Raw genomic sequence first — 20,501 nt, forward strand, 5'->3', positions numbered from 1 at the left:
GCTTTGCTTAAGCGTTAGTGTCAGGAATTATCTAAGTGATAAGTTTTCGAAGTGCTAAAGAAAAGGTTGTTACATAGACAGAGACTTTACTTTTTGAGCAAATGCCGTTGCTGAGTCGCGCTTGTTACGGGGGCCAAAACCCGTGACTGCAGCTATCTATATAGCCAGCAAAACACTTTTAGACATAAATAATAAAACAGGCTGATGAAGGCAATTTTAACAAACAACGCGGCGATATATTCAAGCGATAAACTGGCTTCAACATCAATATCTAAATACCAAAAGATACTTTGAGCAATACCCAGTGCAACCACTAAAGATAGCCAATGAATTAATCCGCTTTCACGGGGATCCGTGCTTTTCATGCTCACAATACTCCCTTTGAACTCGTGAATGTTACCCCAAAAGCAACTTAGCCTGTTGCAACGCAATCATTTCATCATCACTGGGATTAAGCTCAATAACACTGTCGATTTGCATTGCCAGCGATTGCCATAACGGCTCAATAACCGCCAACTGTTTATCATTGGCATGGGCTTTCGCTAATGTCAGTAAATACGCCGCTTGCACCACATCAATACGACCTAAAATACCATCAGCCAACGCCACACTAAGCTCAATCATGGCTGCCACATTATGACCATATTTAATCGCTTGGTGTAAATAGCCTTCAGCCTTAACACGTTGTTGTTGACTAGCATTATCGTCATGCAAAATGTGACTGCCACAATGCAACATGGCATCAACCTGCCCTTGCTCTGCTGCCTCAAGCATCCATTGCCCGCTGGCCGCTAAGTCTGATGAGCAACCCAAGCCGTCAGCCAACATCAACGCCAAATGATATTGCGCATTAGGGTAACCCGCTTGAGCCGCCTTATTCACCCACAAAAACGCATTTTCAAACTGTTGGGCCTGGTAGTACAGCACCCCAAGGTTTGACATTGCCTCAGCGTTTTCGGCGTTGGCAGCCAGAGTGAGTAAACGTTCGGCTTGTACCAAATCAACCTCAAACTGATTACTGCCCACCAGATAAAAAAAGCCCAACAATGCCTGAGCGTCAACAATGCCACTATCAGCTGCCTGTGCAATAAATCGCTCACCCTCACTGAGATTGACCTCGCCGCAATAGCCATGCAGTAAACTTACGCCATGCTCAAAAACCGCGTCTTGATAATGGTTCGACGCAAGTGAAAACCAATAACCCGCTTGAGCAAAAGCCTCTGCTGCTGTGGTGTGTGTGCTAGCCTTATCAGCTTTGTCAGGCGCGCATATGTCTGTTGATGTTTGTGCTAATGCCTGCTCTTGTTCTTGCAGCATAAGGCCTTTAGCCTTTAACGACATTCCCACTAGATACTGCGCCTGAGCATCATTATTCATAACAGCGCGATAGCACAAATCTCGCCCAGCAAATGAGTCAAAAGGTTCAAATGTATAAGCTGGCGCGGCGTGTTGATGTACTACAGGATAAAGTTTAGTTACCAAACGCAAAATGTGTTCAATCGACTTTTCTGCCACAGTGACAAGTTGCGCCTGGGTTAAGTGATATTTTTCAGGGTGTGCACCACGGTTGCCGTCACTGCGCAAGCGGTGTAATGCGCGCACAGCAGCAGGCTCTATAAGCTTTGCTTGGTGTAATTGTTCAATACGGTCGTATAAATTAGGGCTGGTGAATGCAAAACCATAAGATTCGCCTAGTTGGCTTGTCAGCTTGTGAGTAAAGCTACGGACATACACCAATGACTGGGTTGGAATATCGCGTGCATAACTTTTCGCTAAGCGATAATCTTCGGTTAAGAGCTCGGAGAAACCATCAATAAACGCACTATCATTTAACAATGGCCTCTCCTTTTATTGCGGTCTATTGTTGCAAGTCTTCTGTTTGGCGGTTAACCATATACAATCTAAATAATGCTATGTTCACAAACAAGCCTAAAAATGCAAAAGCGGCTTCAACCACTAACTGTAACGGGAAACCAACCTGGCTAGCAAACTGAGTAAACACACCAGCAAATAAAGACAGCGGAACATATAGCATTAATACCGCAATGGTATTAAATGCAATTGAACCTGCACTAAAAGAAAAGCTTTTTTTAATGGCTTCTAACGGCGTTAAGCGTTCAACCACCACCATAAAGTTCACATAGGCCAAGCGAGCAAACAAATACAAGCTCACTACCAGACCAATTAACCATAAAGGACCAAACGCGGCAAAAATCATTACCGGCGCTAAAATCGCCAGCCCCGAAAACACGCCCGCAAGCAATAAAGGTGGCACAAACTGTAAACTGGCTTTTAAAATTTGCCCAGGAGATAACTCATGGCCTTGTGAGCGTAACTCCAAAAATAGGGTTAACGCAGCAATAAGCACCGAAAACACTAACAATAGCAACATCATCACAGCAGCATGAGATACACCAAATTGTGGGTTTTCTGGATCGGCGGTTAACATTTCATTACCAAGCCACAATTGTATCGCGACTTGGATTAACAGCAGTGGCAAAGTCAGTGCTGCCAGCTGACGAATATGGTTTCGAAAAAAGTTTAATGCTTCAGTCAAAATAGCAAACAATGACATGTAAATTCCAATAATCGATTAACAATAAATATGGCGCTTAGGATACCCAAAAAAACGCTAATTTGCACAAGTCAAATCGCTAAAAAACCGATTACCTGTCGCAATTAGATAAATCAGGGTAAAATAGCGACTACGTTTAACCATTTATTTCCCATCAACAGGACACGCATTATGAAATTAGCATCCGCTTTATCGGTACTTTTTACCGTCTTCGCTATCTCAACACCGGCATCAGCAGGTTGGTTAGACAAAGCTTCTGAAGCAGCCAAAAAAGTCGTTGAAACACCAGCCACGACGGCAACAGCAGCAGACACTAGCACTGCGGCACAATCAACTGAGCTCGTAGGCAGCGTAATGTCACAGCTTGGTTTAAGCCAATCTCAAGCAGAAGGTGGGTTAGGTTCATTACTGAGCTTGGCGCAGTCAAACTTAGGTGGCAATGATTTTAGTCAGCTAACAAGCAGCATCCCTAATGCCGACAGTTTACTGGCTGCAGTTCCATCAATGTCATCAGACAGTGGTATGTCAGGTTTATTGTCTAAAGCTGGCGATTTAGGCTCCTCGCTACAAGGCACTGCGATGGTCTATGATGCGTTTGAAAAACTCGGTATTTCAAAAGAATACATTGTGCCTATGGTCGATATTGCTAAAAACTATTTAGAGCAAAGTGGCAGCGAAGGCACTGTTGATCTATTAACCAAGGGTTTAGGTTCGTTGCTATAAGTTAACATTAATTAATCCCAAGCCATTCGCTTGGGATTATCATTTTTGCTAGCATCAAATTGCTTTAACCTCAGCCGTGGAGTCAATATGATCGCCAAACTAAAACAGTTTATCCAATCACATACTCAGGCAAGTAGCCCTGAAGAAAAAGCTCAAAACCTTAATTTAGCTGCTGCAACCTTATTGCTAGAAGTGGTTTATGCTGACGAAAAGCTAGCAGAAGCCGAAGCCGCTTTACTGCCAGAAATGCTCATTAACACCTTAGGTATAACCCCCGAGCAAGCAAAAAGCTTAATCGCTGAGGCCAAACAAGCGCGCCATGATGCAACGTCGCTGTTTGAGTTTACTGCAGAAGTTAATGCCCAATTTAGCCTTGAGGATAAACAGCAATTGTTACTGTCGATGTGGCGTTTAGCTTATGCCGATGGGGAGTTATCCCGCTTTGAAGATCAAATCATTCGCCGCACTGCCGATTTGTTATACCTCAAGCACAGCGAATTAATTCAAATGCGTAATATTGCTATTCAACACTCCAGCCAATGATCACGAGTTAACTTGGGGCTTAATTGTTTTGCGATATAAGTGATTTTTTTGCCACCACATAAAAGGGGCAATCACCATAATTAATACCAGTACATAGATCATATTATCTGCCAGGGCGATGCCAAGCCCAATACAAAACACACACCCAGCGGCAACCAAAGGTAGGTAACGTTTGCTGAGTAACTTAGCTGCCGATAACATGGCGAGCAAGTAAATAATCACAAACACCCCGTTACTCCAGGCAATCAACTTCTCTAAATCTTGCCCCGAATAAAAGGTCAACACTATCACCACTGCCATACTGCCGAGTATGCAAAAAAGCGCTCTAAATGGCACACCATGGCGATTCAATTTAACAAAGTATCTAGGCAAAATGCCTTCATTGCTAAAACTCCACAATAACCGCGCAGCACTGGCAGAATAAACGTTAACTGTCGCCAGGCCACTGGCAATACCTAAAATACCTATCGCCTGCGCGCCATATCCCTGTAAAAAGCTGTCTGATAACAAATAATCAAACGCGCTTATCATTGCCACACCGGTTTTATCTGTCGGCACCATTAACAACAAAAAAGTACAGGCTAAATAAATAACCCCAACCAACAATGTGCCCATCAAAATAGCCGGCAACATGTCTTTGTCTGGACGTCGAAAATCACTGGCTAAATGTGTCATGGCCTCTATGCCCAAAAAGCTCCAAAAACCAATCCCCATAGCAACCATAACGGTATTTAATTGTGGGTGACTGGTTTGATTAAATGATTCGAGCTGTTCAGAGTTAAGCCCGCTAGCACCAAATAACAACGCCACCACAGTGACTATGGCAAGAGTGAGCGCAAACTGAAGCTTGGCAGACACTTGAATGCCCCGAATATTCAAACCAAGTAACATCAGCACCACAACAAGCTCTGCCACTAATTGCCAACCACCATGCAGTGGGATTAAGGCGTTCATAAATTGAAAGGTCATTAAAATGGCGGCGGGGGCACCTATGGGGATCACCAATAGAAAAATTAACCCTATGGTTCTTCCGGCAATTCGGCCAAAGGCTTTTTCAACAAAATACGCAGGCCCGGCGGCATGTGGAAAGCGACTCGCCAGCAAACCAAACACTAACGCCACAGGAATAATGGCTAAAGTTAATATTAACCAGGCCAATAATGCCCCAGAATCAGCTACGGCTATGGTCATTTGCGGTAAAATAAACACACCGGTGCCCAGCAATGTGGTGGCCATTAACCCTGCACCTTGCCAGCGTCCAATCGTTCCTGATATTTGATTCATAATAGTAATCTTGCTGTGATATATTGCGATATTATAAGTGGCATTGGCTTAACATTCTGCGGGTTAATCAACGCAAGTTGTAGCTTAAAACCGACAAAATGACGGAATTATTATACTTTGCCGTCAAAATGTTGTAGCGCGGGCATGAATGACAACTCAGGAATACGCTATTGGATAAGTTTGATAAAGCGATTATAAACGAATTACGCCTTAATGCTCGACAGAGTATTTCGTTCATTTCCGAACAAGTGAATTTGTCACGCAGTGCAGTGACAGAGCGAATTAAGAAACTTGAGCAAAGCGGCGTTATTCGTGGTTATCAGGTTTTACTCAGTGAATCGCAAAAACAAGGCGTATCAGCCTACTTTGAAATCCAACATCGCTGCGCGCGCTGCGCAGAGGTGATCCATATTTTTACCACGATTCCTGAGGTCATAACCTGCCAGGGGATTACAGGCGATATGGATTTGCTGGTGTATGTCCATGCCAACTCAATGCAACGTTTACATGAAATTCGTGAGTTTATTGATGCTCAGGCCGATATTGTTAAAATAAAAACCCATGTTGTCATGAGTGAGTGGATTAACAATAAAGCATAAAAAAGCTCTTTATAAACAGAGCTTTAAATTTTAAAATAACTACATTATGCCAGTTGTTTACCGATTTCTAATCCTTTGCCTCTTAGTGCAACAAACTTTTCAGCCAAGCCAGACATATCCATTTTAATGATACCCGCTTCTTTATTTGCTTTACCCGCTAACCATGCAGTAAATGATTCATCGTCGCGCTCATCGTCCCAATGAGAAAATACCGCATGTGATAAATAAATTACCGATGCCAGTTTTGAAGCCGGTTTAGCTTGAAGCGGCGCACGTTGAAACTCAATGCCCTGCACTAACGACGGAGCAAACTTCCAATTTTTTGCTAATAAAGCACCAACAGATGGAGAATCAAACCCTAATAAACTGGTTTCGAGTTGCTGCTTATCCGCACCTTCTGCAACTGCAGCTCTAATTTGTGCCGCAATAGCAGGCTCAACAACTGCAATTAATAAATCACCAATGTTATGTAAAATGGCACAGGTAAATGCCTCATCTGCTGCCACGCCACATACTTTCGCCATTTCTTGTGAATATAACGCGACTTCAAAGGTTTCACCCCAAAAGTGAGCTAAATCGATACCTTCTGCATTAGGCATAGCGCCTACAACAGCAGAAGCGATCACTAAAGTACGTAGTGTTTGCATTCCTAAACGCACAACAGCATCTTCAATGGAGCCCACTTCACGGCTGCGGCCAAAATGAGCTGAGTTTGCAAGGCGAAGTACCCTCGCACTGATAATTGGGTCCTGGGCGACCTTGGCAGAAATGCTTTTTATCGAGGTGTTTTCATTATTAACTGCATCAAGTAACTCACTGACAGCTTTAGGTAAACGCGGTAATTCATCGACTCTTTTTAATAGTGCTGCAGACGGCATATGTTTAGGTCCTTAAATTAACTAGTATATAAATAAATCACTTTTATCACTTTAGCACAACATAATTTATACAATTAGTATTGCAGAAAATGATTAATATTAGTGACTCGTGAATATTTATAACTTGGTTTAAAAAAGTCTGCGTTAAACCTTAGATATCATGCACACTTGGCGTTACACTAAAGCGTGTTTATCTTCTACATGAGCCAATATGCAACAACAGACTAGTGCTGATATGAATTTATTATGGGGACAATTGATCCTCGAAGAACTCGCGCGATTGGGCGTTAAACATGTGTGCATGGCACCGGGTTCTCGCTCAACGCCATTAACATTAGCTGCTGCTAGCCAAACCCAAATTACACGACATATTCATTTTGATGAACGAGGTTTAGGCTTTATGGCACTCGGGCTTGCTAAAGCCAGTGACGCCCCAGTTGCCATTATCACCACCTCTGGTACTGCGGTAGCTAATTTGTACCCAGCAATAGTTGAAGCCTGGTTAACCCATGTGCCGTTAATTGTTTTAACAGGAGATCGACCTGGTGAGTTAATAGATTGCGGAGCCAATCAAGCAATTGTACAACCCGCTATTTTTGCAGGCTATGCCAAACAAGTAAATTTACCGACACCCGATAACGCTTATCCTGCCAATGCATTATTAACCGCCATTGACCATGCTATAGCCAATCAGCATCAACCTGTACACATCAATTGTATGTACCGTGAGCCGCTGTACCCAGCTGAATTAGTGACATTAAACCATGTAAAAAAAACCGCGAGTGTTACGACTGCAACTTACCTTGCACCGCTTAATTCATGGTTTGACAGTAATAAGCCGTTAACGCGCTATGCTGCGCTTAATGGGTCCGAATTGCCCACCACTGACACCTTAATGCGCTTTGTGCATGGTAAAGGGATCATTGTTGTGGGTACGCTTTCGCCGGCAAATAATCCTCAACTTATTGTGGCATTGGCTCAAAAACTTGGTTGGCCAGTCGTTGTTGATGCGCAATCGCAATTACGCCAGCACCCAGGCGTCGTCGGTCATATCGATCAGTTATTACTTAACCCCAAAGCCAGTAAATTACTAGAACAGGCTGAGCGAGTATTAGTATTTGGTGGTCGCTTTGTGTCAAAACGTTTGATCCAATACCTCGCCCAACAACAGTGGCATAGCCATTGGCAGATATTAGCTCACAGTGACCGGTTAGACCCAACCCATCAACATAAACAAATATGGCAAACCAGTGTACAGGCCATGTGCCAATTGCCTTGGCCAAGATCATCTGAGGCCAATTGGGCGCTGCAATTGTTACCTTACAACGAGTCGTTAGAGTCGGTACTAAAACAGCAAATAGACAACACCAGTTTTGGCGAAGCACAAGTTGTGCGAACCGTTGCGGCGAATCAAACCAATGAACACATTTTATTTATTGGTAATAGTTTACCCATACGTCTTTACGATATGTATGCCCCAATTGCTACCAATACGCCTTTAATTTATACCAACCGCGGCGCCTCGGGTATCGATGGTCTTATTGCGACGGCCTGTGGCGTGGCGGCAGACAAAAAAGCGCCTACCACTTTACTGATTGGCGATTTATCCTGTTTACATGACTTCAACTCAATGGCGCTGCTAAAACAGATGTCACGCCCTTTTGTGCTGGTCATTATTAATAATGATGGCGGTAATATTTTCAATTTATTGCCCGTACCCAATGAAAACTTGCGTAATGATTTTTACCGTTTAAGCCACGGGCTGGAATTTGGTTATGGCGCTGCCATGTTTGGTTTGGCCTATCGTCAGGTAGACGACATAGAGTCGTTCCAACAAGCTTATCAAGAGGCATTTGAGTATAACTGTGCCTCAGTGATTGAAGTCAATGTTGCGCCAAATCAAGCTAGCGATCAAATTGCGCAAATTAACCAATGGGTAAAACAACACTAATGGTCAGCATCCGTCGTTTTGGCCACCCCAATTTACCAGCATTAGTGATGTTACATGGTTTTTTGGGCAGCAAAGACGACTGGTCTATTTTGATGCCAAGCTTAAGCCAGCATTTTCATTGTATTTGCATCGACTTGCCCGGCCATGGTGCTAACCACTTAGCATTAACATCACCCGGATTTAGCCAGGTTTCAGCGCATATTCTGGCTAAAGTAAACGAGCTTGGCGTTAAGCAATTTCATTTGCTGGGGTATTCATTAGGCGGCCGCATTGCACTGCATATTGCTAAAGATTTTCCTGAGGCTTTACTGAGTTTAACTCTGGAGTCGGCCCATCCTGGATTAATCGATGACGATCAACGTGATGCCCGCGCCAACAGCGACGGCTTATGGGCTAAAAAGCTACAACAGTTACCCATAACGGCTTTTTTGTCGCTGTGGTATCAACAAGCGGTATTTAACGACCTTAGCAAACAGCAAAAGCAACAGTTAATCACCTTACGCAGTCAAAACGACCCACTGCGCCTGAGCAACTGCTATCTGGCCACCTCACTTAGTTTGCAGCAAGACTGCAGAAACGTATTGAGCCAGCTCTCGTGCCCGTGTTATTACCTTTACGGCGAGGATGACACTAAATTTGCTCAGGTGGCGATAGATTGGCAGGCACAGTCCGGTCAATCGGCATTGCAACTGCAACCACTTAACGCCGCTGGGCACAATATTCATAGTCTGCACCCGGCATTATTTTGCGACACCTTATTAGCCTTACTTACCCCCAAAAATCCAGCTAAGGAGGCGTAATGCAATTTGTCGACGAGTTAACCATTAGCGCAGTGTCTTTGTATCGATATCATATCGCGCTAACCCCAACATTGCCGGTGGCCAAACAACGCATAGATCACCGCCAGGGCTTGGTGCTGCTAACCAGCGTTATCAACAGCAATCAGCAAGATCAACAGGTTTGGGTTGAAATAGCGCCGCTATCAGGTATTGATACCGAAGGGCTGGCTATTGAAGGATTTAGCCAAGAGTCACTTGATGAGGTGATTACAGCCTTACCACAGATTGCCCAGCAACTTATTGGCAAATCGCCTAATGCGTTAATGGCTTTAGCCGCAACCTCAACTTTTGCATCTGTAGCGTTTGGACTGAGCTTATTACACGCCAAATTGTGCCATCAGTTACCTTGCAGAATAGAGATACCAAATACTCAATCGGTCACGGTTCCTTTGGTTTATTCTGGTATGAGTGAACAACAACTGCAGACTAAACTGCACCAAAATGGCAGCATCAATAGCGTTAAAGTCAAAGTGGCACAAACCTCAATGGAAGATGAAATTGCCTTTGTTTATCGGGTGCTAACGCTTGCCCCGCAGGTAAGCTTACGACTCGATGCCAATCGGGGCTTTACCCCAGAACAGGCCATCGATTTTTTAGCCTGTTTACCCAAAGACAAAATAGAATTTATTGAAGAACCTTGTATTAATCCAGCAGACAATCCTCTGATTTACCAGCAATTAGGGGTGCGTTATGCATTAGATGAGTCACTTAACTCAGCAACATTTGATGTGATCAATGCCATCAAACAGCAAGCAGGAATAGCTGCGCTAGTCATTAAACCTATGTTGCTTGGCTCTCTGACTGATTTACAACACTTGATTGATGCCGCCCATATTGAGGGGGTGCGCTGCATATTAAGCTCAAGCTTAGAGTCTGATATTGGCATTACTGATTTACGGCTTCTCAGCCAGGCCTTAACCCCAAACGAAACGCCGGGTTTAGATACTCTAGGCGCATTTAGTCAGTTGCTATTGATTGACTCGACACCCTCTAGCAAGCTTAATGTGAACGCTCTCCAGTTAGTTTATCATGCTGGAAATATAGATAAGACCACCACAGCATTATGATGATTTCGCCACTGCATCAAACAGCACTAACTGCGCCCGACGCCGTTGCCATTGAAGATGTAAGCAACAAATACACCTATGCCCAATTAAGCGTAATGGTGATTCAATTAACTCAATCTCTGCAAAAGCAGGGTATTCACGCTGGCGATATTGTGGCGTGTTTGTCACACAATAATCTGCAGATGATTTGTTTGTATTGGGCTTGTATCGATGCCGGTTGGGTGTTTTTGCCATTATCGCCACGCTTGTCTAACCAGCAGATTAATCAGCTCATAGACACATACCAGGTCAACTGGTTATGGACAGATAATCCAAGTCGGCAAGCTGACATTGCTGTTTCACATTATTTAACCTTGTCTCTATACACACAAGGCATTGCAGACTTATCTGCTGCTAAAATTTCCCCGCATGTTGCTTCAAATATCATTCTAACCTCTGGCTCTAGCGGCACACCCAAAGCAGCTGTCCACTGCTTGCTCAACCATATTGCCAGCGCCCAAGGCGCAGCGAGTTATATCCCGCTAAGAAGCAACAACGCGTGGCTTTTGTCTTTGCCGTTATTTCATATCGGCGGCTTAGCCATATTACATCGCTGCACGTTAGCTGCAGCCCGCATTGTATTGCGTGATATGGCTAAATCTTTAGCCGAACAATTACAACAAAGCACCATTAGCCATGTGTCATTAGTCCCCACTCAAGCCTTACAACTGTTAACTTTGCAACCTCAGGCATTAACTCATGTTAAGGCGCTATTACTCGGCGGCGGCATGATAGAACCACAACTGATAAATACCCTTAACGCGCACCATGTGAAGACATATACAAGCTATGGTATGACCGAAATGAGCTCGCAGATTACTACCGCTAAAGCCAATCTGAGTGGCCACCATGGCCGCCCTTTGCCTGCCCGACAACTCAAACTAGTCGACGGGGTAATCTGGGTTAAAGGTGAGTGTTTGTTTATGGGTTATTTAACCCCTCAAGGTGTGTTACTACCGGTAGATGAGCAAGGTTGGTTTTGCACCCAAGACAAAGGTCTGCTCAATGAAAAAGGTCAGTTAATGATTTTAGGCCGTGCAGATAATATGTTTATTTGTGGGGGTGAAAACCTCCATCCAGAGCAAATAGAAGCTGCGCTAATAACGCACCCTAATGTGGCGCAAGCCATTGTGTTTGCCATGCCCGATCACGTTTTTGGTAACTTACCAGCAGCGATTATCGACTATATTGATGACAATGGCGCCGAGCAGCTCAATACGGAAGCCATTAATCAAGTTAACACTCAACTGAGTGAGTTAATTGAACTAAAGTTAGCCCGCTTTATGCGTCCAAGACAATATTTTAGTTGGCCCAAACAAGTCGTATCCAGCGGCATTAAAGCATCGAGAAAATTGATCATTGATGCTGTGCAACAGCCGCGAGCATAATAACGTTAACGCCAAAATACAAAAAACCTGCCGCAGCAGGTTTTTTAGTTTAAAAAGCGTAAGAGAAAATTATTCCATACAGGCTTTAAGCTTGTTCATGGCATTTTTTTCTAGCTGCCTGATCCGCTCAGCTGACACCTGATAGGTAGAGGCTAATTCTTGCAGTGTGGTTTTATCGTCATCTAACCAACGAGCGCGAAGAATGTGCTGGCTACGCTCATCTAAGGTTTTAATCGCCGACAGTAAACGCGCTTGAGAATCTGCTTCCCAGTTGTCGTTTTCAACTTGCTCAGCCAAATCAGAAGAGTGATCTTCTAAATACAATGCAGGGGCAAAGTCATGTTGATCGTCGTCGTTGTCACTGGCTAAGTCAAATGCTGGATCTTGTGCTGCCATACGCGACTCCATTTCAGTCACATCGGCTTTAGACACACCCAGATTTTCTGCCACCATGGTCACTTCAGCGTCGCTAAACCAACCCAAGCGTTTTTTCGATTTACGAATGTTAAAGAATAACTTGCGCTGCGCTTTAGTGGTCGCCACTTTTACGATACGCCAATTTTTAAGCACGTACTCGTGAATTTCGGCTTTAATCCAATGCACTGCAAAAGAAACCAAGCGAACACCCACGTCAGGATCGAAGCGTTTTACCGCTTTCATCAAGCCAATGTTACCTTCTTGAATAAGATCGGCTTGTGGCAAACCATAACCAGAGTAGCCTTTGGCCACGTGAACAACGAAACGTAGATGCGACATAATTAATTGCTTTGCAGCTTGCAGATCGCCTGTTTCTTGTAAACGCTTGGCAATGTCGTACTCGGTTTCTGCGTCCAACATGTCAATGCTGGTCACAGACTGGATATACGCTTCTAAACTACTACTGCCTTGAGGGACAGTCAGTGCCATTGATTGCGTTTGATAAGTCATTCGCTCTCCTACTACATTCAAAAAATTAACTTCTATTAGCTAAATACGTTTTATGAAACCCATTGGTTCATCTACTTCAAGACCGATTTAGCTGATGAACTATCAACTAAATGACATCATATGTCAACTTAGCGTCAGTTCATTAAATATTTTCACCGCTGGCCATTAAAAAAGCAAGTGAACAATCGTTCATTAATAGCACCTATCGCGCTATGTTATGCCTTAAGCTGTGATTATGAGGGTTCAATATTACGTAAATGTTGTCTAACCGATAAATACGAGCCCAACCAACCTAAAAATGAAGCCAACAACACCAACTTAACGAGTTCCGTAAGGGTGAGCGACTGTATTGTCAATTGGCTACCATATAAGCCCATCAGCTCTGCTAATGCACCGTCGAGGTACCATACTAACGCATTAATAATAAGCCAGGCCAAAATACCACCAATGACTCCGTACCAAATACCGGTATACAAAAAAGGTCGTTGAATAAAGGCTTCGGTGGCTCCAACTAACTTCATCACTTCAATTTCGGTGCGCCGATTCATGATGGCTAATCGAATTGTGTTACCAATAACCAGTACCACAGCCAATACCAGCAATACCGCTATGGCCAATACCGTCTTTTCAAGCAATTTAAGCAATGCTTGTAAACGCTCAAGCCACTCAATATCAAGACGGCCAAAATTGACCTCGGGCTCACGTTCTAATTTTGCTAATAATTCACGAGCACCTGTAGGGCTTGAGTATTTGATTGATGGCGTGACAGTCACTACTGCTGGCAAAGGGTTATCGTCAAGGTAAGACAGAGCTTCGCCAAACCCAGATAGACGCTGAAATTCTTCAAGCGCCTGATCACGGCTAATATAGCTAACGGTGTCGACTTCTCTAAAGGCTTTAATCCGCGATAATAAACTTTGGATAGATTGCTCACTGCGGCCTTTATTAATAAACAACGAGATCTCAGCAGCGCTGTTCCACGATTGGGTAACGTTTTCGGCATTTTTAACCAACACCTGTAATGCCGCAGGCAAGCTTAAGCTAACCCCAAGTACAGCCATGGTCATAATGGATGAAACCGGGCTACGCCACAGCTCGCCCATACTTGACATGCCTTGCTGCACATGACGAATAAAAAACATCACAATACGGCCACTTAACGGTAGCTTGCTTTGGGTAATATTAGGCTTTTTACTCATCGCATTGTCTCCCGGCTACTACTTTCGCCACCCAGCATACGGCCCTGACGTAAAGTAAAGGTGCGGTATTTCATTCGCGCAATTAATCCCAGGTCATGGGTTGCAATTAATACGCTGGTGCCAGAGTCGTTAAACGTTTCAAACAAACGTAAAATATCCATCGACAATTTAGGGTCTAAGTTACCGGTTGGTTCATCGGCAAGCAGTAGCGGAGGCTTGTTGACAATAGCGCGTGCAATACCGACGCGTTGCTGCTCACCACCAGATAACATTATCGGCAGATGACGCTCTTTGCCATATAACCCCACCATATCAAGGGCTCCGGCTACCCGCTTACGAATTTCGCCGTGCGAGAAACCTTCAATCACCAATGGCAGAGCGATATTGTCAAACACACTTTTATCCATCAACAAATGATGATTTTGGAAAATCATGCCAATGTTACGGCGTAAATACGGCACATGCTTAGGGCCAACATTAGCAATGTTGTGCCCATTGATAGACACTCTACCTGCGGTTGCCCGCTCAATGACAGTGATCAATTTAAGCAAGGTACTTTTACCTGCACCTGAATGGCCAGTTAAAAAAGCCATTTCACCTTTTCTAAGATGAAAATTGACATCCATGAGGGCTTTCTGGCCACCTGGATAAATTTTACTCACCTGCTCAAATTGGATCATAAATTAGTGGTCCGTTTTTTCTTGACTGAATAACGCTTCAATAAAGTCATTTGCGTTAAAGGGGCGTAAATCATCAATTTGTTCGCCTACGCCAATATGGCGGATCGGGATATTAAATTTATCTGCAATAGCAAAAACGACCCCACCTTTAGCGGTGCCATCAAGTTTGCTGATGGTTAAGCCAGTAACGCCAACGGCTTCCTGGAATAACTGCGCCTGGCTTATGGCATTTTGGCCTGTGCTTGCATCTAGGGTAAGCATGACTTCATGGGGAGTGTCTGGGTCGAGTTTTTTCATTACTCGCACGACTTTTTTAAGCTCTTCCATTAAGTGGCTCTTATTTTGTAAGCGCCCTGCTGTGTCGGCAATTAATACATCCACTTTACGGGCTTTCGCCGCTTGTAATGCGTCAAATAATACCGATGCGCTATCGGCCCCCGTGTGCTGAGCGACAACAGGAATATTATTACGCTGGCCCCACACTTGTAACTGCTCAACAGCGGCAGCACGGAAAGTATCACCCGCTGCTAACATGACAGATTTACCTTGATTTTGATACTGTTTTGCCAGCTTACCAATTGTGGTGGTTTTACCCACACCGTTAACACCAACCATTAAGATAACAAATGGGCCATTGGCGTTGTCTGGCACCAGCGGAATCGCGACTGGTTCAAGCATTTTTTGCATTTCGTCACGCATTAAATCGTAAAGCGCTTCTGCATTTTTAAGCTGTTTACGCGACGCGTGCTCAGTAAGACTTTTAATGAGTTTAGTGGTTGTTTCAACGCCTACGTCGGCTATTAGCAATTGCTCTTCTAGTTCTTCAAATAACTCATCATCGATTTTTTTGCCGCTGAATAAGCCAATAAAACCAGAACCGATGTTTTCGCTAGTGCGCATTAACCCACGCTTTAAGCGGGCAAACATGCCTTCTTTTTTAGGCTTCTCTTGTGGTTCGTCCTGGACTTCTAGCTCAATTGATTCAATTGGCACCTGCTCGGCAGCAAGTTTTTCAGCAGCCAACGCTTCTGCTTCTAATCGCTCTGCGGCGGCTTGTTGTTCGGCTAAGGCTTGCGCTTTTGCGGTAACTTGCTCAGCCTCAAGACGAGCTTGTTCGGCGCGCAGAGCTTCTTCGCGAGCAGCTTCTTGTGCTGCCTGCTGTGCTGCTAACTGCTCTGCGGCTTGTTGTTCGGCGGCTTGCGCTTTTGCGGCAACTTGCTCAGCCTCAAGACGAGCTTGTTCGGCGCGTTCATTTTCAATACGTTGCTGTTCAAGCTGCTTTTCACGTTCTAGCGTTTCAAGGCGAGCAGCTTCTTCTGCTTGCTGTGTTTGCTCTGCGGTACCTGTGGCAACATCATGCGATATGTCTGCATCAGTTTGCTGCTGTTCTTCAACTTCAGGGGCGGGTTTATCTTTACGAAACCAGGAAAAAAAACCTTTCTTTGCCATGTTTGCTACCAGTATTTATATGTTTAAAAATTCAGTTGAAGCCGTTTGTTGCATCTCTGTGCAGTAAAATGATGAATACTCACATTTAATCACGAGTTTGATATAAAATAACGACGGTTCAGATTGTGGCATAGTCTACCACTTTCTTTTTTCTTTGTTCAGGCAAATCACGAGGGTGAGATGGCTAAAAAAAACACCAGCAGCGGTCAGGTGCGAATTATTTCTGGTCAATGGCGCTCTCGTAAGCTGCCTATCCATGATTTAGAAGGTTTACGCCCAACCACAGATCGGGTTCGCGAAACCCTATTTAACTGGATAGCCAGTGATATTCGGGGCGCAAGAGTACTCGACTGCTTTGCGGGTAGCGGGGCGTTATCGCTTGAAACCCTATCGCGTTATGCTGACTTTGCCACCATGATTGAACTGCAAAAAGACGCTGCTAATCAATTAAAACAAAACCTAGCCACCTTGCAATGCAAAAATGCTGAAGTGATTAATGGTGACAGTTTGCAAGTACTGGCCAAAGGCACTAAAAACGGTTTTGACATTGTGTTTATTGATCCACCGTTTCGCAAAGATCTTGCAACTAAAGCAATAGATTTATTAATGGCTCACCAATGGCTCAACAACAATGCCTTAATTTACGTTGAAACCGAGTCAGAAATAGCCAGCTTACATGTCCCTGCTTCTTGGCTACCACTCAAAGAGAAAAAAGCCGGCCAGGTGGCTTACCGACTTTATCAATATCAACTGACTGATACGTCGGTTGATGGTCCCTCGGTGCTATAATCATGCTCAATAAGATGACCTTAAGCGATATAGCCCGCAACGATTTGGTATTAATCGGGAAAACCGCCACGTTATCGATGTGGGGGTTATTTGCCTATGGTTTTTTTGTATTTAGCCAAGATGTTACCAGCATACTCACTTTTTTTGCTGCGTTTACTGCCACAATGCATCTGTTATTAATTTTAGTGGTTCGCCTTAGCGCTAAAGGCCACTACCAACCCAACATAAATTATGCCGCCATTTTGTTATGGGGTGTATTTGCCTTAGGCGAACTTAAACCTCAACCTGCGACCTCATAGGGCATTTCACTTAATAGCATTTACAAAAAAGCCTCGTTAATTTAACGAGGCTTTTTGAGTTAATGCGGTATTACTTTTTAGGGTAAGGGTGAGCAACACCTTTATGACAATCTACACAGGTTTTTCTGTCTTCTGGTGCTTTTTTGAAGTTATTGCTGTGCATTCTAACAGCCATTTTCTTCATAGTTTCTGGCTGGTTTTCATAAATACGAGTGTGACAGTGCTGACAGTTAGCAGAGTCATTGCTACGGAAGTATTTTAATGCGATATCAGCTTGGTCTTTACGGTTTTCATCTAACCATTCTTGAGTCATAAAGCCATCAATAGTCATCAAACCTATGATGTCTTTTGACACGATAATTTTCTTGATCAAGTAATCAACTGGACCATGAGGTAAGTGACAATCTTGACATTGAACCGTCACACCAGCACTGCCACCACCATGGGCAGATGCCATGACCTCATCTCTTAACGAATGGTCACGGTGACAAGTCATACAAAAAGCATCTGTGCTGGTTGCATGCAATGTCTGTTGAGTTGCGAAATAACCTACGACACCCACAATTACACCAACCACTATAAGTGCAATAATTGAGTACTTCGCGCTTGGTTTAAATAGTGCACGCCAGTTCATTGTTCAATCTCCATAATAACTAAAACTACATTTCTAATATTTGTTTATCTAGTTTAGGATTTTTTTAAATTAGAAAATTGATTCTAGTCGCTATTTTTATGATTACTTATTGGAAAATATCTAAAATGGGAGCTAGATCGCTACAAGTGATTTTCAATCAGTCTCATTACTTAGCTATGCGTAATTAAACAAACGAGAAAACACGACGAGAATAAATAACACAAAGATAAAAATGAGCGCTGGCGCATTGTTTACCTTGGCATATGCGTTTATATTAGCCTTGATTGACATTTTATTTATGCAGATTCATTTTTAGGACACTATGGGTAAATCTATTCGCCATTATCTTATTGCTATTTGCACCTTGCTGTCTTTATTAGGCCAAGGTGTGCTAGCTAATGGCCACACTATGATTGCACCAAACCATAGTCAAATGAACGATAAAGCCACAGCATCTGTTATGCTTGCAGGCGATCAAAACAACAACGACTGTCACGGTATGATGCAAGCACAAACTGCATCAACCGACGATACCAATCATTGTTGCGATAATGGCAGTAATTGCGCTAATGACTGCAGTCATTGCTTTACGATTACCTTTACCGGCACTGTGCTTACCACTGATATTAGTGTGAGCCCCGCACCTGCAGATGAAGTCATACCAAGGCCCACCTCACTGCTGTTTTCTATTGATGGGACCCCAGCGTTTCGCCCTCCTATCGTTTAGCCTCGCTTTAATAACGTCGGCCTAATGCTGGCGAAATCAATGCTACTTTTACAATACCTATGGTTTTTGAGTATGAGCAAGTCATAACGTTATTTTCTGCTCCGCGCTCTGCCATGATGTGAGGTTAAAATGAAACACACTCTTTTCGTTGCGTTATTAGCAACTGCCTGCTTATTGGGTTATTTCACTTCTGCGCCAACACTGGCCGCAGGCGAATCAACACCCCATGAGCAACATCAACACGCCTACTATTGCCCTATGCATCCTGAAGTCACCAGCAATGAGCCTGGTAGTTGCCCAAAATGCGGTATGTTTTTGATTGAAAAAGAATCCAATGCAAATGATGTTGAGGCTAAGTCGGTCACTCATGCAAAAACCCATTTAACTCCAGCAACACATGCGGCTAATTACTATTGCCCGATGCACCCAGAGGTCACCAGCCATGAACCTGGTAGCTGCCCAAAATGTGGCATGTTTTTAATAGAAAAAGAGACCGATTCGGCGACATCACATTCTGATGAAACCGCTCAAAACCATGAGCATCAGCAGCACAATTACTACTGCCCCATGCACCCAGAGGTCACCAGCCATGAGCCGGGCAGCTGTCCTAAATGCGGCATGTTTTTAATAGAAAAAGACACCGATGCTGAACCAGCAATGGATAGTAAGCAAATGACGCCAGCAGCTAAAAAGGTATTTGAGCAACCCATTAGCTCGCTCAAACCGTCTAATAAGGCGCTGTCTATTGCAGAAACCAGCAGTAATGAAACCACCAAATACATCTGCCCCATGCACCCTCATGTTATCTCTGATGCTCCTGGAAGTTGCCCTATTTGCGGAATGAATTTAGAGAAAGTTGCGGTTGGTGACGCAAATCAAGAAATAGTCGTAGGTGTATCTGGCGGCATGCAACAAGCACTCGGCATGCGCAGCCATGTGGTGGCTAAAGGCAGTTTATCCCGTCAGGTGAATACCATTGGCACGGTACAATATAATGAAAATACCATTGGCCATGTGCATACTCGAGCAACCGGCTGGATTGAAACGCTAATGGTGCATAACGTTGGCCAACAGGTAAAAAAGGGTCAGTTACTCTATGAGCTGTATTCACCTGAACTGGTCAATGCTCAAGACGATTACTCCCAGGCGCTGGATTACCTCAAACAGGACAAAAACCGTGGCAGCATATTACTCAGTAAAGCACGTAAACGTTTAGATCTGTTGGGGGTTGATAACGCGGTAATTAAGCGTTTAGAAACCACTGGGGAAACGGTGTATCGCGTGCCATTTTACGCACCGCAAAGTGGCTTTATTAGTAAATTAACAATTCGCCATGGCATGTATATTCAACCAGGTGACACCTTGTTTGAAATCGTCAATTTAGACAGTGTATGGGTAATAGCAGACGTGTTTGAAAACGAGCAAAGCTGGTTATCAGAAGGCCGCAAAGTTAGCGTAAGCGCAGCTGCACAAGGCTTGTTTGATATTGATTCAACCATTGATTATATCTACCCAGAGTTAGACCCTGTCACTCGCGCAATGCGAGTTAGAATTGAGTTACACAACACACAAGACAAACTAAGGCCAGGGACATTGGTAGACGTCACATTACATGGCCAACCTAAAGACAATGTACTTACGGTTCCCACAGAGGCGTTGATTTTAACGGGTAGAGAAAACCGCGTAGTAGTGCAACGTAATGACACCAGCTTTGCTTCTGTTCCGGTAAAAGTCGGCATGATGACCCAAGGTAAAGCTGAGATCCTTCAGGGCTTAAACGAGCATGACAAAGTCGTAGTATCAGGACAATTTCTACTCGACTCAGAAGCCAGTATTCAAGGCAGTCTTCAGCGCTTAAGTAGCACCAATACACCATCTGCTCACGATACCCATCAGCACTAAGGAGCCTTG

At 43.9% G+C, this 20,501-nt stretch carries 21 protein-coding genes; 11 read left to right on the forward strand and 10 right to left on the reverse strand.

Annotation, left to right across the window (positions count from 1 at the left end; translation table 11 throughout):
• Positions 1–152: 152 nt before the first annotated feature.
• From IEW93_RS00700 to IEW93_RS00710, 3 genes are read right to left on the reverse strand one after another with little or no spacing between them, the layout of a single operon-like run.
• The gene (locus tag IEW93_RS00700; protein WP_188735854.1) at positions 153–365 is read right to left on the reverse strand and encodes a hypothetical protein; all 213 of its coding nucleotides are present in this window, start codon (positions 363–365) and stop codon (positions 153–155) included.
• A gap of 31 nt (positions 366–396) precedes the next feature.
• Positions 397–1,836: a DUF4145 domain-containing protein gene (locus tag IEW93_RS00705; protein WP_188735856.1), complete on the reverse strand. Its 1,440-nt coding sequence runs from the start codon at positions 1,834–1,836 to the stop codon at positions 397–399.
• Positions 1,837–1,858: 22 nt separating this feature from the next.
• Positions 1,859–2,575 carry a hypothetical protein gene (locus tag IEW93_RS00710; RefSeq protein WP_188735857.1) on the reverse strand — a complete coding sequence of 239 codons (717 nt, stop codon included), beginning with the start codon at positions 2,573–2,575 and terminating at the stop codon, positions 1,859–1,861.
• A 171-nt stretch (positions 2,576–2,746) separates the two neighbouring features.
• Here IEW93_RS00710 and IEW93_RS00715 point away from each other — a divergent pair, with 171 nt between their 5' ends.
• Complete coding sequence (locus IEW93_RS00715; RefSeq protein WP_188735859.1) at positions 2,747–3,298, forward strand: DUF2780 domain-containing protein; 552 nt, start codon at positions 2,747–2,749, stop codon at positions 3,296–3,298.
• A gap of 87 nt (positions 3,299–3,385) precedes the next feature.
• Complete coding sequence (locus IEW93_RS00720) at positions 3,386–3,841, forward strand: tellurite resistance TerB family protein (protein WP_188735861.1); 456 nt, start codon at positions 3,386–3,388, stop codon at positions 3,839–3,841.
• Here the strand turns inward: IEW93_RS00720 and yjeH are convergent, their stop codons facing one another.
• Positions 3,842–5,125, reverse strand: coding sequence for an L-methionine/branched-chain amino acid transporter (gene yjeH, locus IEW93_RS00725; RefSeq protein ID WP_188735863.1), 1,284 nt, complete (start codon positions 5,123–5,125; stop codon positions 3,842–3,844).
• A 170-nt stretch (positions 5,126–5,295) separates the two neighbouring features.
• On the opposite strand from yjeH, the gene IEW93_RS00730 reads away from it, so the two are divergent.
• Positions 5,296–5,724, forward strand: coding sequence for an Lrp/AsnC family transcriptional regulator (locus tag IEW93_RS00730; protein ID WP_188735865.1), 429 nt, complete (start codon positions 5,296–5,298; stop codon positions 5,722–5,724).
• Between the two features lie 44 nt (positions 5,725–5,768).
• Here the strand turns inward: IEW93_RS00730 and IEW93_RS00735 are convergent, their stop codons facing one another.
• Positions 5,769–6,602, reverse strand: coding sequence for an HDOD domain-containing protein (locus IEW93_RS00735; protein WP_188735867.1), 834 nt, complete (start codon positions 6,600–6,602; stop codon positions 5,769–5,771).
• A gap of 211 nt (positions 6,603–6,813) precedes the next feature.
• On the opposite strand from IEW93_RS00735, the gene menD reads away from it, so the two are divergent.
• The 4 genes from menD to menE are packed head-to-tail and all read left to right on the forward strand — an operon-like array spanning position 6,814 to position 11,886.
• Positions 6,814–8,553, forward strand: coding sequence for a 2-succinyl-5-enolpyruvyl-6-hydroxy-3-cyclohexene-1-carboxylic-acid synthase (gene menD, locus IEW93_RS00740; RefSeq protein WP_188735870.1), 1,740 nt, complete (start codon positions 6,814–6,816; stop codon positions 8,551–8,553).
• On the forward strand, positions 8,535–9,353 hold the full coding sequence (menH, locus tag IEW93_RS00745; RefSeq protein WP_229706548.1) for a 2-succinyl-6-hydroxy-2,4-cyclohexadiene-1-carboxylate synthase: 819 nt from the start codon (positions 8,535–8,537) through the stop codon (positions 9,351–9,353). Before menD ends, menH begins: the two co-directional genes overlap by 19 nt.
• On the forward strand, positions 9,353–10,459 hold the full coding sequence (menC, locus tag IEW93_RS00750; RefSeq protein WP_188735872.1) for an o-succinylbenzoate synthase: 1,107 nt from the start codon (positions 9,353–9,355) through the stop codon (positions 10,457–10,459). Before menH ends, menC begins: the two co-directional genes overlap by 1 nt.
• Positions 10,456–11,886 (forward strand): o-succinylbenzoate--CoA ligase, encoded by a 1,431-nt coding sequence (gene menE, locus IEW93_RS00755; RefSeq protein ID WP_188735874.1) that lies wholly within the window; start codon positions 10,456–10,458, stop codon positions 11,884–11,886. The genes menC and menE overlap by 4 nt, the downstream gene beginning before the upstream one ends.
• 69 nt (positions 11,887–11,955) lie before the next feature.
• Here the strand turns inward: menE and rpoH are convergent, their stop codons facing one another.
• The 4 genes from rpoH to ftsY form a co-directional block, all read right to left on the reverse strand.
• Positions 11,956–12,813: an RNA polymerase sigma factor RpoH gene (gene rpoH / locus IEW93_RS00760; RefSeq protein WP_188735876.1), complete on the reverse strand. Its 858-nt coding sequence runs from the start codon at positions 12,811–12,813 to the stop codon at positions 11,956–11,958.
• Between the two features lie 233 nt (positions 12,814–13,046).
• The gene (gene ftsX, locus IEW93_RS00765) at positions 13,047–14,012 is read right to left on the reverse strand and encodes a permease-like cell division protein FtsX (protein ID WP_188735878.1); all 966 of its coding nucleotides are present in this window, start codon (positions 14,010–14,012) and stop codon (positions 13,047–13,049) included.
• Positions 14,009–14,692 (reverse strand): cell division ATP-binding protein FtsE, encoded by a 684-nt coding sequence (gene ftsE / locus IEW93_RS00770; RefSeq protein WP_188735881.1) that lies wholly within the window; start codon positions 14,690–14,692, stop codon positions 14,009–14,011. Before ftsE ends, ftsX begins: the two co-directional genes overlap by 4 nt.
• A 3-nt stretch (positions 14,693–14,695) precedes the next feature.
• Positions 14,696–16,141 carry a signal recognition particle-docking protein FtsY gene (ftsY, locus tag IEW93_RS00775; protein WP_188735883.1) on the reverse strand — a complete coding sequence of 482 codons (1,446 nt, stop codon included), beginning with the start codon at positions 16,139–16,141 and terminating at the stop codon, positions 14,696–14,698.
• Between the two features lie 180 nt (positions 16,142–16,321).
• On the opposite strand from ftsY, the gene rsmD reads away from it, so the two are divergent.
• Entirely contained in the window at positions 16,322–16,930 is a 609-nt protein-coding gene (gene rsmD, locus IEW93_RS00780; protein WP_188735885.1) for a 16S rRNA (guanine(966)-N(2))-methyltransferase RsmD, read from the forward strand.
• Between the two features lie 2 nt (positions 16,931–16,932).
• The gene (locus IEW93_RS00785; RefSeq protein WP_188735887.1) at positions 16,933–17,229 is read left to right on the forward strand and encodes a DUF1145 domain-containing protein; all 297 of its coding nucleotides are present in this window, start codon (positions 16,933–16,935) and stop codon (positions 17,227–17,229) included.
• A gap of 70 nt (positions 17,230–17,299) precedes the next feature.
• On the opposite strand, the gene IEW93_RS00790 is transcribed toward IEW93_RS00785, so the two are convergent.
• Positions 17,300–17,863, reverse strand: a complete 564-nt coding sequence (locus IEW93_RS00790) for a NapC/NirT family cytochrome c (protein WP_188735889.1) — start codon at positions 17,861–17,863, stop codon at positions 17,300–17,302.
• Positions 17,864–18,185: 322 nt separating this feature from the next.
• Here IEW93_RS00790 and IEW93_RS00795 point away from each other — a divergent pair, with 322 nt between their 5' ends.
• Complete coding sequence (locus tag IEW93_RS00795; RefSeq protein WP_188735891.1) at positions 18,186–18,590, forward strand: hypothetical protein; 405 nt, start codon at positions 18,186–18,188, stop codon at positions 18,588–18,590.
• A 129-nt stretch (positions 18,591–18,719) separates the two neighbouring features.
• Complete coding sequence (locus IEW93_RS00800; protein ID WP_229706550.1) at positions 18,720–20,492, forward strand: efflux RND transporter periplasmic adaptor subunit; 1,773 nt, start codon at positions 18,720–18,722, stop codon at positions 20,490–20,492.
• Positions 20,493–20,501: the final 9 nt, after the last annotated feature.

The organism is Shewanella inventionis (genome assembly GCF_014641855.1).
GTDB classification, from domain to species: Bacteria; Pseudomonadota; Gammaproteobacteria; order Enterobacterales; family Shewanellaceae; genus Shewanella; species Shewanella inventionis.

What these genes read in the sequence shown, in the direction of transcription:
- ftsX (WP_188735878.1), bottom strand. Translation starts at nt 14,012, where the DNA reads ATGAGTAAAAAGCCTAATATTACCCAAAGCAAGCTACCGTTAAGTGGC.
- IEW93_RS00700 (WP_188735854.1), bottom strand. Translation starts at nt 365, where the DNA reads ATGAAAAGCACGGATCCCCGTGAAAGCGGATTAATTCATTGGCTATCT.
- menD (WP_188735870.1), top strand. Translation starts at nt 6,814, where the DNA reads ATGCAACAACAGACTAGTGCTGATATGAATTTATTATGGGGACAATTG.
- IEW93_RS00785 (WP_188735887.1), top strand. Translation starts at nt 16,933, where the DNA reads ATGCTCAATAAGATGACCTTAAGCGATATAGCCCGCAACGATTTGGTA.
- menC (WP_188735872.1), top strand. Translation starts at nt 9,353, where the DNA reads ATGCAATTTGTCGACGAGTTAACCATTAGCGCAGTGTCTTTGTATCGA.
- rsmD (WP_188735885.1), top strand. Translation starts at nt 16,322, where the DNA reads ATGGCTAAAAAAAACACCAGCAGCGGTCAGGTGCGAATTATTTCTGGT.
- IEW93_RS00720 (WP_188735861.1), top strand. Translation starts at nt 3,386, where the DNA reads ATGATCGCCAAACTAAAACAGTTTATCCAATCACATACTCAGGCAAGT.
- IEW93_RS00715 (WP_188735859.1), top strand. Translation starts at nt 2,747, where the DNA reads ATGAAATTAGCATCCGCTTTATCGGTACTTTTTACCGTCTTCGCTATC.
- menE (WP_188735874.1), top strand. Translation starts at nt 10,456, where the DNA reads ATGATGATTTCGCCACTGCATCAAACAGCACTAACTGCGCCCGACGCC.
- ftsY (WP_188735883.1), bottom strand. Translation starts at nt 16,141, where the DNA reads ATGGCAAAGAAAGGTTTTTTTTCCTGGTTTCGTAAAGATAAACCCGCC.
- menH (WP_229706548.1), top strand. Translation starts at nt 8,535, where the DNA reads ATGGGTAAAACAACACTAATGGTCAGCATCCGTCGTTTTGGCCACCCC.
- IEW93_RS00800 (WP_229706550.1), top strand. Translation starts at nt 18,720, where the DNA reads ATGAAACACACTCTTTTCGTTGCGTTATTAGCAACTGCCTGCTTATTG.
- ftsE (WP_188735881.1), bottom strand. Translation starts at nt 14,692, where the DNA reads ATGATCCAATTTGAGCAGGTGAGTAAAATTTATCCAGGTGGCCAGAAA.
- IEW93_RS00735 (WP_188735867.1), bottom strand. Translation starts at nt 6,602, where the DNA reads ATGCCGTCTGCAGCACTATTAAAAAGAGTCGATGAATTACCGCGTTTA.
- rpoH (WP_188735876.1), bottom strand. Translation starts at nt 12,813, where the DNA reads ATGACTTATCAAACGCAATCAATGGCACTGACTGTCCCTCAAGGCAGT.
- IEW93_RS00795 (WP_188735891.1), top strand. Translation starts at nt 18,186, where the DNA reads ATGGGTAAATCTATTCGCCATTATCTTATTGCTATTTGCACCTTGCTG.
- IEW93_RS00710 (WP_188735857.1), bottom strand. Translation starts at nt 2,575, where the DNA reads ATGTCATTGTTTGCTATTTTGACTGAAGCATTAAACTTTTTTCGAAAC.
- yjeH (WP_188735863.1), bottom strand. Translation starts at nt 5,125, where the DNA reads ATGAATCAAATATCAGGAACGATTGGACGCTGGCAAGGTGCAGGGTTA.
- IEW93_RS00790 (WP_188735889.1), bottom strand. Translation starts at nt 17,863, where the DNA reads ATGAACTGGCGTGCACTATTTAAACCAAGCGCGAAGTACTCAATTATT.